The following is a 13,710-nucleotide window of genomic DNA, read 5'->3' on the forward strand; positions in this document are numbered from 1 at the left end:
GGCGTTTACCCTAATTTACATTTAAAAATATCTTTAGAAGCTCTAATCCCTGAACGTGCAAAGCAATCAATAACTTGAACATTGCCATCGAAAAATATGACTGGCGAATGACTTTGAGCAGACATGTCATTTAATTCCACTTTTTTGGGCAATAAAGTCATCTCACTGCCGGAAAAACTCTTTTAAAATAATAGTGCAAGCGTTTGCATAAGAATAAAAATTTCTCATTAAAAGGAGATGATGATGTTGCACTCCCAGGCCCGTATTTGGAAAAAGGTCGGTTTATTTCTGCTAAGCTTTATTCTGGGCATTACAGTTTTTACAGGATCTTTCGGGAGCAAAGCCGAGGCAGCGGTGGCGAGCGATTTTCAAGTGTCCGTTATGGGACCGCTCGCCAAAGTAACAGATTGGAATTCGTTCAGAAATCAGCTTGCAACGCTGAAGAACAACGGTGTGTATGCCATTACAACCGACGTCTGGTGGGGATATGTCGAGAGTGCGGGTGACAATCAGTTTGACTGGAGCTATTACAAGACCTATGCCGATACAGTGAAACAGGCCGGATTAAAATGGGTGCCAATTATCTCTACCCACAGATGCGGCGGCAATGTCGGCGATGACTGCAACATCCCTCTGCCTTCCTGGCTTTGGAGCAAAGGAAGCGCGGACGAAATGCAGTTCAAGGATGAAAGCGGTTATGTGAACAATGAATCCCTTTCTCCTTTTTGGAGCGGCATCGGCAAGCAATATGATGAGCTGTATGCTTCCTTTGCCCAGAACTTCTCATCTTACAAAAGTATGATTCCGAAAATTTACCTGAGCGGTGGGCCGTCCGGCGAGCTGCGCTACCCGTCCTACTATCCCGCAGCAGGCTGGAGCTATCCCGCCCGCGGCAAGTTCCAGGTCTATACGGAAACCGCTAAGTCTGCTTTTCGTACGGCGATGACCGCTAAATACGGTTCACTTGAAAAAATCAATGCCGCCTGGGGAACGAACCTCACCAGTATGAACCAGATTAGCCCTCCCACCGACAGCGACGGTTTTTATACAGGGGGCGGATACAACATCACGTACGGCAAGGATTTTCTTTCATGGTACCAGAGTGTATTGGAGAATCATCTGGGCGTGATCGGAGCTGCGGCACACAAGAACTTTGACCCCGTATTCGGCGTGCGCATCGGAGCCAAAATCTCGGGCATTCATTGGCAAATGAACAATCCGTCCATGCCTCACAGCGCCGAGCATGCAGGCGGCTATTATGATTACAACCGTCTGATCCAAAAATTCAAAGTTACAGATCTGGATCTGACCTTTACCGCTCTGGAGATGTATGACAGCGGAACGGCGCCCAACTATTCCCTGCCGTCCACCTTGGTGGATACCGTTTCTTCCATTGCGAACGCCAAGGGCGTCCGTTTAAACGGGGAAAATGCGCTCCCGACCGGCGGCAGCGGCTTCCAGAAAATCGAAGAAAAAATAACGAGGTTCGGTTACAATGGCTTCACCTTGCTGCGTATTAATAACATCGTAAACAATGACGGCTCGCCAACTGCCGAAATGAGCGGCTTCAAAAATTATGTAATCAAGCATGCAAATCCTGCGGACGACGGCGGGGGCAATCCTGTAAATTCAGTCACCATCTACTACAAAAAGGGTTTTAACACCCCTTATATTCACTATCGCCCCGCAGGCGGAGCATGGACGGATGTGCCCGGCATTAAAATGTCGGACTCCGAAATCAGCGGTTATGCCAAAATTACGCTGGATATCGGTTCCTCGTCCCAACTTGAGGCTGCATTCAATGACGGGAACAACCAATGGGACAGCAACAATATGAAAAATTACTTTTTCACTCCAGGCACATCCACCTATATACCAGGAATCAACGGCGCAGCCGGTTCCATTCAAGCCGGACCGCCTATAAGCAGTTCCGATTTCCAGGCCCCGTCTGAATATGAATTAAGCGCTTAAAGTGTCACAAAAAAAACCTGAGCAAAGCAAACCAACTCCCATCAATCCCAGGTGGGAGTTGGTTGCTTGGTGAAGATCATCCAATCATATTGGCATCATTGCTGAGACCTTATTTCCGCTAGTTCATGTTAAAACATCATCTGCCCAAAACAGCAGTATAATAAATTGTTTAATTGTCTCCTTGGTGTTGACATGCTACCATGGAGTCAAAATGACTGGAGGGATTATTATGAATAAATTTACAAATTCTGTGAACATAAACCGCCGTATTTTTGAGAAGAGTGAAATGATAAAACGAAACGTATATTGGAGGAGTAGTTCTTGGAAAACCTGAAAAAGTTTTCAGCTTACTACAAGCCTTATAAAAAGCAGCTGATCGCTGACTTGTTCTTTGCATTGCTGGCTTCGGCAGTGGTGCTCGTCTACCCTATACTGATTAATCAAGTAACCGAAACCGCAATAAGCCCTGATGGTATCGATTCGGAATTAATAATAAAAATGGCATGTATCTTTGTGTTTCTGATGGCCGTGGAGTATGTCAGCAACTTCTACACCGACTATTTTGGCCATGCCATGGGCGCAAAGATGGAGTCCGATATGAGGAACGATTTGTTCCGGCATGTGCAAAAGCTGTCGTTCCGGTATCATGATAATACAAGTACAGGCCAGTTAATGTCACGGATCACTGCAGACCTGTTCGATATTTCGGAGCTTGCCCATCATGGTCCGGAGGATCTCGTGATCTCTTTAACGAGAATCGTGGGTTCATTTATTATTTTGGCCAATATTAATGGGGCACTCACTTTAACTATTTTCTTTATCTTATTTTTTATGTTTGTCTTTGCCCATCACTATAGTAAAAAAGTGAAAAACGCGCTCAAAACAAATAAGGAGCGTATGGCTGACATTAACTCGCAAGTTGAAGACAGCCTTTCCGGAATTCGGGTTGTACAATCTTTTGGCAACGAAGACATCGAAATGCAAAAGTTCAGGAGCAGCAACCGCGGTTTTTTGCAAAGCAGGAAAAAAGGTTATTGGGCCGAGGCATTGTTCTATAATGGTGTAACCGCCTTCATTTCATTTATGAACATCACGGCTGTAATCGTTGGCGCCATTCTGATCAGCTATAACCAGCTGCTGCTGACTGAGCTGATTACCTTTTTATTATATATCAATACTCTGATTGATCCTGTGAAAAGGCTGATGAACTTCAACAGCAACCTGCAAAACGGGATTGCCGGCTTTGAACGTTTTACGGAAATGATGGCTATTGAGCCGGACATTACGGATAAGCATAATGCAGTTGTGCTGAGCAATGTAAAGGGCAAGGTGGAATTTGTAAACGTAGGTTTCCAATATGCCGACGATTCGCATTATGTGTTCCACAACATCAACATTACGGCAAATCCAGGTGAATATATAGCGCTTGTTGGTTCATCCGGTGTTGGTAAAACGACACTTTGCAGTCTGATCCCCCGCTTCTATGACACCAGTGAAGGTGCTGTTAAAATAGATGGCATAAATATAAAAGACGCCACACTTAAATCGCTGCGTGACAACATCGGGGTCGTTCAACAGGATGTGTATCTATTTGCAGGAACGATTAAAGAAAACATATTGTACGGGAAGCCTCTCGCGACAGATGAAGAAATCATTACAGCCGCCAAACACGCGAATGCACATGAATTTATTATGGGACTGGCGGATGGATATGACTCCTATATCGGCCAGCGCGGAGTAAAGCTGTCCGGCGGTCAAAAGCAGCGTTTAAGCATTGCACGAGTATTCTTGAAAAACCCGTCCATTCTTATATTTGACGAAGCGACCTCCGCCCTGGATCATGAGAGCGAGAAAGTGATTCAGGAAAGCTTTGAAAAATTGGCCAGAAACCGTACCACCTTTGTCATTGCGCACCGGTTGTCCACAATCAAAAATGCAGACCGTATTTTGGTGCTTTCGGAGCAAGGCATTGCCGAGGAAGGCACACATGAGCAGCTTATAGCCAAGAACGGAATATATGCGAAGTTCTACGAGATGCAGTGATCTAAGCGTAATCAAAACAAAACCCCGAGCAGCCTCCAGGGCCAATCGGGGTTTCATGCTTTTTCCATCCAATTGAACTTAACGTTTTCGGCGTACCATGCCTGTGTAGCAGAGAACGGCACCCAACTCACAGACTGCGATGACGATGCCGAGCGGCAGGGCCGTCTCCTCTCCCCCCAAACCGACGAGCGGAGCGGCAATTCCACCGATAATAAAAGACAGCAGTCCGAGCAGCGCTGAAGCGCTGCCTGCATTATGCCCATGATTGCGCAGTGCCAGCGTCATGCCGGATGTGCTCACAATTCCGACGCTTGCGATCGTAAGGAACAGCGGTGGTAACACCAAATACAGTTCCCCTCCCGCCGCCAGCACACCAAGCAGCGTAATTCCTCCGATCACAGCCAGCGTCACCCCGGCCGGGAACAGCTTCGCTTCCTCCACTTTACCGGCAAGCCGCCCGGTAATCTGGGATGCGGCAATAATGCCAAGCGCGTTTATTGCAAAAATAACACTGTAAATCTGCGGCGATACGCCATAGATGCCCTGAAGCACGAACGGGGAACCGGAAATATAAGCAAACATGCCTGCCATAATGAAGCCCTGGGTCAGAGCGTAGCCCATAAACACCCGATCCTTCATCAGATTGCCAAACGTTGTGAACGTCCCGCGAATGCCGCCTGTTGAGCGGCGCTCCGGCGGCAGCGTCTCCTTCATGGCCGCAAATACGGAAATGAGCATCAGAAGCCCACAGACGCCAAGCACGATAAAGACCACCGGCCAATCTGCAAAGAGCAGCACCTGCGCACCGAAAATCGGGGCCAGTATAGGGGCTGCGCCATTGACAAGCATCAGCATGGAAGAAAATTTGGTCAATTCTGTTCCTTCATACATATCCCGCGCCATCGCGCGTGAAATGACGATACCGGCGGCTCCTGCCAATCCCTGAATGAAGCGCAGCGCGAGAAACAGCCAGATATTGCTCGTCACGACACAGAGCACCGATGTCACCGTGTAGATCATGAGACCCGCCAGCAGTGGACCCCGCCTGCCCCGCATATCACTTAAAGGACCTGCCAGCAGCTGGCCCAGTGACAGGCCAAGCATACAGGCCGTCAAGCTCATTTGAGCAAGCGAAACGGTCGTATGCAGATCGTCGGCCAGCTTGGGAAGCGCCGGCAAATACATATCCAGCGACAGCGGCCCGAAGGCCGACAGGCTGCCCAGCAGCAATGCGATCCACAGCTTTCTCTGTTTTACTGCGGGGGCTGATTCATTTTGATTCGTTGTTATGGATTCCATCTTTTTCCTCTTCTATCCCGAATGATAATAGCCAACATACAGGCAAGGCTAACATGAGCAATACGAACCTGTCAATCGTTACACATGTAATGGTTCAGCACAAATAAAGCAGCCTCTGTATGGCGGCAGAAGCTGCTTGGTCTTGTCTATCTTAATAGGCAACAGAACTACTCCCTGTTTAACAAATCCTCGCGGAGCGGTGTAAAGCAGTCCAGCAGCACCGACGCTTCCTTGGCAACTACGCCGTGCCTGGCTCCTCCAGGAATGACGATGGTATCGCCCTGCCTGACAAGCCGGGTCGTTCCGTCAACCGTAAATTCCAGCTCGCCCCGGATACAGTAACTCATCTGCTCATGAGGATGGCTGTGCTGATAGCCCTCCGCTCCGGCTTCAAAGTGCACCTCCATCATCATCAGCTCTGTACCGGGAGCAAAAATTTTACGCTTCACTCCCGGCTCCGCTTGTTCCCATACTCCAAAAGCCCTCATACTCATGTACTCCTCTCTCAGGCAGGATGCAGTCTTTTCCGGTATTCGCTGGGAGATGTCCCCGTCTCTTTTTTGAACGTATTGCTGAAATAAGCCGCATCCGCAAATCCGAGCCTGTCGGCAATTTCCGTGATGCGAAGGGCTGTGTGCTCAAGCAGTCTGGCGGCTTCCCGCATGCGGACCGATGTCATATAGTCGGTAAAGGTCACACCTTTTTGCTGCTTGAACAGCTTGCAGAAATAACTGGGATTCAGATGCGCGAGTGCTGCAGCTTCAGCCAGCATCAGATCAAACCGCTGGTTGCTTTCGATGTAGTGAATGACCTGCTCAACCGGCGTTCGGTACTGCTCCCCAGCCTGCTGTATTGTTGAGACGGAAGCAGCCGTCTTCTGACGCTGCAGCCAATTCCGGAAGCATTCCGTCATCTCCTCCGCTTCGACAGGCTTGAGAAAATAGTCAAAGGCGCCAAGCCGTATCGCCTGCTGTGCGTAAGCAAATTCATCGTGGCCGCTGACGATAATAATATCCGCCGTGTTGCCTTTGCCTTTATTTCGGATTTGCTTAAGCAGTGTCAAACCGTCCATAACCGGCATCCGGATATCCGTCAGCACAATATCCGCATGACTGCGCTCCAGCCATTCCCAAGCTTCCATCCCGTTGGGGGATTCATGTACAACAGCGAACGGCAGATTGATTTTTTCGATCACCTTGCGAAGCGCAGTCCTGACCCATTTCTCGTCCTCAACCAGCAGAATCTGATAGGTCATTCCATACCTCCCTCCATCCCTTTTCATGGAATGGCTTCGATTCCTCATAAGGCAGAATCATTTGAACAGTGGTCCCTTCTGACGGCCTGCTCTCGATCACCAGTCCGAACTGTTCTCCAAACAAGTAGCGAATACGGCGGTTTACGTTATCAATTCCAATATGACCAGAGGAACGGGGGTTCGAATGCTCCAGACTTTGGCGAACGCTCTCCAGCCGCTCAGGGGGCATGCCCGGCCCGTCATCGCCAACGGCAAGCACATAGGTTTTGCCGATGCGGTGTGCGGATATGGTAATGCTTATTCCTTTCGTACTTGGTTCCAGACCGTGCACGATGCAATTTTCCGCCAAGGGCTGCAGGGTGAATTTGGGAAGCTGCTGCTCGAGTACCCAATCGGGCAGATGAAAGCTGTATTCCAGTCTCTCATCAAAGCGGTACTTTTGAATACGCAGGTACATGTCCACAACAGCCAGCTCCTGACGGACCGTGACGACAGGTTGATCTTCTTTCACGTTGTAGCGCAGCAGCCGCGACAGTGCGGCGGACATATCCGCAATCTCTTCCCGCTCCTCCGCGAGTGCCATGCCCCGGATCGTCTCCAGCGCATTATAGAGAAAATGGGGATTGATTTGCGCCTGCAGCATCCGCAGCTCCGTTTCCTTGCGCCTGAGATGGCTTTCCGCTTCTTTTACCCTTGAGACATATACTTCTTCCAGCAGCTCGGACAGCCGCTTCACCATCCGGTTGTAATCGGCTGTCAGCATGCCTATTTCATCCGCGTTTTCCACTTTGATATGCCCTTTGAAATCGCCGATCTCCACCCGTTTCATATGCAGATGCAGCTTCTTGATCGGCCTGATCAGGCTTGCGGCCAGCCCCAGACTCAGCACAAAAGCAATCAGCATAAACCAGGCGGTCGTAGCAAAAATGGCATGCGCCATCCTTGTTCTGCTCTCCATGAGCTCATCGTACGGAATCGAGGTCATAAGATGCCAGCTCAGCCCCTCGCTGCGACTGAAAGTAAGCAGGCGCTTTCCGTTCTGCTCGAAAATAAACGAACCGCTGCTGCGATACTGCAGCTGCCGTACGATCCTGTAATCCGTCAAGGTTCCGATGAGCTTCGGGTCCGGATGATATACGTATCTGCCCTCTTCATCCAGAATCATCAGGTAGCCGTTTCCGGACTGACCGAGCCGGACCTTGCGGGCGGTATCCTCCAGGCGCCTGTAATTCAGATCAATGACAAGCATGCCAAACGGCTTGAGATCCTGCGGACTGGCAATGCGTTTGGCGACAGACACGACAGGCTCCGCCTCGCCTTTCCAATGAATAACCCGTGACAGCACCTTCGGCTTGCCCGTGACCGGCACGGTATCAAACCACCTCTCCCGCTCCGCATCCCGTACAGATGTTATGCCAGGCTGATCATTCGAATCAATGATCCGGTCATGGTCAAGGATCAGGGAGATGTTCGCCACATCCGACCGGGAGAAGGCTGAATTTTGCAGTACGTTCCGCACCCTGCTTTCATGTTCAGCATCCGCCGGTTTGCCGCTCGTGTAAGCGCGCAGAAATGCTGTCGTGTCGGGATGGTTAATGATTTTCAGTGTGCTGATTTCAAAGTCGCGGAAGTAATCCTCGACGTAATGCTTTACCTGATCGATAATCTGCCAGCTGTAGCGCCTTGCTTCACTTTCCAGTGTCAGCGATGACTGCCTGAAGGAGATATAACCGGCAAGCAGCATGGGCACGAGCACAAGGATGGCTGAATATACGGTCAGCTTGGTCATCAGTGACCGGTCACGGAGCAGGATGGTTCGCAAAAGGCGTTTGAATGGCATCTGGTTCAAGCACTCCCCTACATTCCTTCCGGATTGTAGAACGATTCTGCATGCTGTGTGTTATATCCTCTATTTATTCGGCTTTGGCCTGTTCGATGGCATCCAGTATTTCGCCATACTCGCTGCGGTATTTTTCGATGACAGGTTTCACGGCATTTTTCCAGGCATCCGCATCACTGATTTCCGTAATGACGGCTCCGCCCGCCCGAACCTGCTCTTCCGACTCTTTCTCATATTTGGCCCATTCTTCCCTTTGGAAAGCCGTTGATTCGACAGCCGCTTCCTTCAAGATGGACTGGTCCTCCGGGGACAGCGTATCCCATACCTGCTTGGAAACCAGCAGTACTTCCGGCACCCTTTGGTGGGCGTCCAGAATATAATTTTTGGCGATCTCAAAATGCTTGCTTGAATAATAGCTCGGATAGTTGTTCTCTGCCGCATCAATAATGCCGGTCTGCAGCGCGCTGTATACTTCCCCGTAGGCCATCGGTGTTGCATTTGCACCAAGCGCTTCCATGATTTCGATATTCAGCTTGTTTTCGATCACCCTGATTTTCATTCCTTGCAAATCCTCAAGCTTCGTCAGCGGTTTTGTCGAATAGAAATTGCGGGAACCTGAGCTGTAATACGTAAGGCCTTTTAAGCCTGAGGATTCAAGACTGTCCAGCAGCTTTGCTCCCGCATCGCTCTGCAGGAATTTCCATACATGATTGTCATCATTGAAAATGTACGGCAGGCTGAATACTCCGAAATCCTTATTGAATTCAGCCATCGGTCCGGTGCTGACTCTGGTGAACTCGATAGCGCCAAGCTGCACCTGTTCAATGGCCGATTTTTCTTCCCCTAGCTGGGCGGACGGAAATACATCAATCGTGATGCGTCCGTCTGACTTTTCCTTCACGAGCTCCGCGAATTTCATGTCGCCTTTCGTTGTCGGATAATCGGCCGGATGAGTCTCGGCCAGCCGGAAATTGTATGTTGGGCCGCCTCCCTGCTCCCCAGCCCCTGCATTCTCGTTCTCGGCTCCTCCAGCAGAGCAACCGGCAAATGATACAGCGGCGGCAAGCAGGACGAACAGCAGGCCTGTTCGTTTTTGTCTTTTCATCATATAAGGACCTTCCTCTCATTATATTTCGTGCACACATCTTACCTTTACAGGACTAAGAGCCGTTCACCAAATTCGGCAGCCACATGGATATGGACGGTACATACGTAATGAGCATCAGAACAGCCACCATCACGAAGAAAAACGGAATCAGCGCTTTTGTTCCCTCTTCAATCGTAACCTTGCCTATCGCACAGCCTACGAATAATACCGTACCGACAGGCGGGGTAATCAGACCGATGCCCAAATTCAGGATCAGAACGATTCCGAAATGAACCGGGTCCATGCCAAGCGCCGTCACGACCGGGAACAGAATGGGTGTCATAATCAGAATCAGCGGGGCCATATCCAGCGGTGCGCCAAGGATAAGCAGCAGGATGTTGATGATCAGCAAAATAATGAACGGTTCGTCCGAAATGCCCAGCAGCAGGTCGGTCAGCATGGTCGGAATTTTGAGGTAGGTCAGAACCCAGGCAAAGGCATTGGAGGCGGAAATGAGAAACAGCACCATGGCTACCGTACGGAAGGTGCGCAGGAAAATGATTTTGATCCGGGAAAGCGGAATATCACGGTATATGAAAAATGTCAATATAAAAGCATACACACAAGCGATCGCTCCCGCTTCCGTAGCGGTGAACCAGCCGGTGAAGATGCCTCCCAGAATGATGACCCCGGTCATCATCGACAGGAATCCGTCCCTCAGGATCTTCGGAACCTCTTTCAAGCGGACAGGCTCGCCCTTGGCGTAACCTCTTTTGCGGGCGATGAAATAGGAAGTTGTCATCAGTGCAGCAAGCAGAACAAGACAAGGCACAATGCCGGCCATAAAGAGGCTGGAAATGGAGACACCGCCCGCTGCGAGCGCGTACAAAATCATGTTATGGCTGGGCGGCATAACGACCCCTTGAATGGCCGCAGCCGAGGTGACGGCGACCGAATAGTCGGCATCGTAATTTTTCTTCTTCATCATCGGGATCATGACCGATCCGACGGAGGATACATCCGCAGCGGCCGATCCGCTGATGTTGCCGAAGAGCATGCAGGCAACACAGTTCACCATGGCAAGTCCTCCGCGAATCGCCCCTACCGTAAGCTGCGCCAGATTGATGAGACGAAGCGCAAGTCCGCCTTCACTCATAATTTGACCTGCCAGAATAAAAAACGGAATCGCGAGCAGCGAAAAAGAGTTCATGCCCTGAATCATGCGCTGGCCGATCACCGCAAGCGGAATGTTCAGCGTCATGGCTGTCAGCAGGGAGGATAAAGCCAGCACCAAGGCAATGGGAAACCGGAACAGAATCAGCACGACAAAACTGACCGTCAGCACAATAATGGCGGTTGTTATCATTCCATCAACTCCTCGTCAAGCTCCTTGTGCCGAACGATATCGATGCCGAGCAGCTGCAGCAGCGAGTAGATACACACAAGCACTCCCGTGATCGGCATCACGACATACATGACGCTGCTGGGCCATTCCGTCGCGGACATGCGGTTGGGATGCATCAATTTTGTGAAATCCCAGCCGTATTTGATTAAATACAGGCCGAAGGCAAACGTAGAGAGGCCGATTACAATATCCAGCACCCGATTAGCCCCGCGGGATAACTTGCTTGATATCACATCCATCGCCAAATGGAGCTTTTCCCGGAAGCCGATCGCGATGCCCAGAAACGAAAACCAGATCAGCAGCAGCAGTGTCAGCTCCTCGGACCAGAAAAATACAAATCCGAACAGCTTGCGTGTGATGACCTGTACGGTTACGATCAGCGTCATGAGCGCGACGGCGCTTACCGCAAACGTCTCAATGGCCCGATCTATGCCTAAGGCAGTTGATTTCAAGCCTTGCATCATTCGCTTCAATGTCCATCCCTCCTTCACATGGTTAACGGCCTTCGCCAATTGTAAGCGATTGCAAAAATGCTGAACAGGGGAATGGATTGTGATTTTCTTGTAATATTTTTGTTTTTCGCAAGTGAGGCCCCGCCCGGTTCATTACCGGATGGAGCCTGCAGTTGGCGCTTTGTATTTGATTAGCTGCGATGCTTAATTTACCAGCAGTTGGTTATGTTATAAAAGAAAAAACGATCAAATTAAATGGTCTCGTAACTGTACAACTCATTCGATGGAGGTAAATATATGCTGAAATATACCTACAATTCCAATATTATTAGCATCAAGGAAACGAGCGAAGGCTCGGATGTGGTTTTTAGTATCAAAATACTGGATGATCGTTATTTGGAGCAGTTTAGACTGGTCATGGACTTTTTTAATATGAACCAGATCTATACAGATGTATTATTTTACCCCTATGAGGGGCGGGAATACAAAGTCATTGTACGAAATGATTACTACAACGATTTTCTTGCCGAATTGTTAAAATCCCGTTTGCTGCAAAGCTTAAGGTGGAATGATCTTGTGCTTTAACGGAGTTGCAGGCAGCCAAAACAGCCCTGGACGCGGAAAACCCCTCCAAGGCTGTCTGATACATTCCGTCGGTATTTGATTTTATTACAGTTCTACTACCTTAGTGGCAATATTGCCGCAGAACTCCCGATCATGCTCCACAAACAAGATGGTCGGCTCATAATCCAGCAACAGCTCCTCGATCTGCATACGGGAAATGACATCGATAAAATTCAGCGGTTCGTCCCATATGAGCAAATGCGCCTGCTCGCAAAGGCTTTTGGCGATAAGCACCTTTTTCTTTTGCCCGCCGCTGAAATCCGCCATGTCCTTCTCGAATTGCAACCGTGAAAAATCCAGCTTGCGCAAAATCGCTTTAAACAGGCTTTCATCAATGCCGTGGTCCCGCGCATAATCCGATAAATTGCCCTGCAAATGCGAGGTATCCTGCGACACATAGGAAATTTGCAGCTGGCTTCCCCTGCGGAATGTGCCCGTATAGCTGATATCCTCGCCGCAAATCAGTTTGATGATGCTGGATTTGCCTGAGCCGTTTTTGCCGGATAATGCGATCCGGTCCCCCCGCTCGATCGTAAAGCTGACGTCCCGGCAAACCTCTCTCTCCCCATAATAAATCGAGACTTGCTCAAGCTCGGCGAGCTGAGGTTTATGGTAGCTCAGCTGCGAAATTTTCAAGCTTTCCGAGGTCTCGATATTTTTCAAAAGCTTGGACTTATCCTCAATTGCAGACTGCTGCCTTTGTTCCATGGATTTGGAGCGTTTCATCATTTTCGCAGCCTTATGGCCCACATAACCTTTATCCACCTTGGAGCCGGAGTTTCTTGTCCCGTTCTTGGTTTTCTCAACCTGATGAGACCAGCCCTCCGTCCGTTTGGCAGCCTCTGTCAAGCGCTTGATGTCCTTGCGGAGCCTATCGTTTTCCCCAAGCTCGAAGTTGTCCTGGCGCTGTTTATTCTCCCACCAGTCGGAGAAGCTGCCTTTTTGGATTTCAATGTTGGTCCTGTTAATGGACAGAATATGATCTACGCAGTGATCCAGGAAAGCCCGGTCATGGGATACCAGGATAAATCCGCTTTTGCCGTTCAAATAATCGCTGACGAGCCTTCTTGCCTCCATGTCGAGATGGTTGGTCGGCTCGTCGATTAACAGAAAGCTGTTTTCCTTGAGGAATAAAGCCGCCAGCATCACCTTCGTTTGCTCACCATTCGACAGGGAATTGAACGGCCGGTATAACACGTCATCGGATACTTTCAGCAGCGAAAGCTCGCGCATCAACTCCCAAAGCACGTAGTCCGGATAAATTTCCTCCACGATGTCGAGGGTTTGATTTTCCGTATTTTGCACCTGGAAAGGGAAATATTCAAAGCTGACATCTGCGGAAATATGGCCGCTGTATTCGTATTTGCCGAGCAATAGGTTCAGAAAGGTCGTTTTCCCCCGCCCGTTTCTGCCCGTAAAGCCCAGCTTCCATGAGGTATCGATTTGAAAGCTGACGTTCTCGAAAATATTGTCATAGCTTCCGTCATAGGCGAACGTCAGATTGCTTACATTGATTAATGACATGAGTGGTAACCTCCTGCAAAAAAATAAGGGCTGCAAGAAAGTTACTACTTTCCTGCAGCCCCAATATACAGCAAGCCCTACCGACCCACGTATGGCGTCAGATAAGATATACCGCAGAGATGAAAGGATGAAGTAACTTTCTTGCATAAAGAATAAAACATGCGAACCTGTTCGCATTATTGTTTTATATCCTTAGCAAGAAATATCCAT

11 protein-coding genes are annotated in these 13,710 nt (G+C 49.4%); 3 read left to right on the top strand and 8 right to left on the bottom strand.

Going from position 1 to position 13,710, the window contains the following annotated elements; all coding sequences use genetic code 11:
* Positions 1–243 precede the first annotated feature (243 nt).
* Together ACE5KN_RS09955 and ACE5KN_RS09960 are read left to right on the top strand one after the other, a co-directional pair.
* Positions 244–1,971: a family 14 glycosylhydrolase gene (locus tag ACE5KN_RS09955; RefSeq protein WP_375526475.1), complete on the top strand. Its 1,728-nt coding sequence runs from the start codon at positions 244–246 to the stop codon at positions 1,969–1,971.
* 321 nt (positions 1,972–2,292) lie between these two features.
* The gene (locus tag ACE5KN_RS09960; protein ID WP_375526476.1) at positions 2,293–4,014 is read left to right on the top strand and encodes an ABC transporter ATP-binding protein; all 1,722 of its coding nucleotides are present in this window, start codon (positions 2,293–2,295) and stop codon (positions 4,012–4,014) included.
* 78 nt (positions 4,015–4,092) lie between these two features.
* On the opposite strand, the gene ACE5KN_RS09965 is transcribed toward ACE5KN_RS09960, so the two are convergent.
* The 7 genes from ACE5KN_RS09965 to ACE5KN_RS09995 form a co-directional block, all read right to left on the bottom strand.
* Entirely contained in the window at positions 4,093–5,313 is a 1,221-nt protein-coding gene (locus tag ACE5KN_RS09965; RefSeq protein WP_375526477.1) for a multidrug effflux MFS transporter, read from the bottom strand.
* 167 nt (positions 5,314–5,480) lie between these two features.
* Positions 5,481–5,801: a cupin domain-containing protein gene (locus ACE5KN_RS09970; protein ID WP_375526478.1), complete on the bottom strand. Its 321-nt coding sequence runs from the start codon at positions 5,799–5,801 to the stop codon at positions 5,481–5,483.
* A 17-nt stretch (positions 5,802–5,818) separates the two neighbouring features.
* Positions 5,819–6,568: a response regulator transcription factor gene (locus ACE5KN_RS09975; RefSeq protein ID WP_375526479.1), complete on the bottom strand. Its 750-nt coding sequence runs from the start codon at positions 6,566–6,568 to the stop codon at positions 5,819–5,821.
* Positions 6,543–8,408 (bottom strand): cache domain-containing sensor histidine kinase, encoded by a 1,866-nt coding sequence (locus tag ACE5KN_RS09980; protein WP_375526480.1) that lies wholly within the window; start codon positions 8,406–8,408, stop codon positions 6,543–6,545. Before ACE5KN_RS09980 ends, ACE5KN_RS09975 begins: the two co-directional genes overlap by 26 nt.
* 73 nt (positions 8,409–8,481) lie before the next feature.
* The gene (locus tag ACE5KN_RS09985; RefSeq protein ID WP_375526481.1) at positions 8,482–9,516 is read right to left on the bottom strand and encodes a TRAP transporter substrate-binding protein; all 1,035 of its coding nucleotides are present in this window, start codon (positions 9,514–9,516) and stop codon (positions 8,482–8,484) included.
* A 52-nt stretch (positions 9,517–9,568) separates the two neighbouring features.
* Positions 9,569–10,861, bottom strand: coding sequence for a TRAP transporter large permease (locus ACE5KN_RS09990; RefSeq protein WP_375526482.1), 1,293 nt, complete (start codon positions 10,859–10,861; stop codon positions 9,569–9,571).
* Positions 10,858–11,364 (bottom strand): TRAP transporter small permease, encoded by a 507-nt coding sequence (locus tag ACE5KN_RS09995; protein ID WP_375526582.1) that lies wholly within the window; start codon positions 11,362–11,364, stop codon positions 10,858–10,860. The genes ACE5KN_RS09990 and ACE5KN_RS09995 overlap by 4 nt, the downstream gene beginning before the upstream one ends.
* Positions 11,365–11,649: 285 nt before the next feature.
* On the opposite strand from ACE5KN_RS09995, the gene ACE5KN_RS10000 reads away from it, so the two are divergent.
* The gene (locus tag ACE5KN_RS10000; RefSeq protein ID WP_375526483.1) at positions 11,650–11,937 is read left to right on the top strand and encodes a hypothetical protein; all 288 of its coding nucleotides are present in this window, start codon (positions 11,650–11,652) and stop codon (positions 11,935–11,937) included.
* A gap of 84 nt (positions 11,938–12,021) precedes the next feature.
* Here ACE5KN_RS10000 and ACE5KN_RS10005 read toward each other — a convergent pair whose 3' ends face one another.
* Positions 12,022–13,500, bottom strand: coding sequence for an Lsa family ABC-F type ribosomal protection protein (locus ACE5KN_RS10005; RefSeq protein WP_375526484.1), 1,479 nt, complete (start codon positions 13,498–13,500; stop codon positions 12,022–12,024).
* Between the last annotated feature and the right edge of the window lie 210 nt (positions 13,501–13,710).

The sequence above is a fragment of the Paenibacillus terreus genome (assembly GCF_042138595.1).
Classification (GTDB): Bacteria; Bacillota; Bacilli; order Paenibacillales; family Paenibacillaceae; genus Paenibacillus; species Paenibacillus terreus.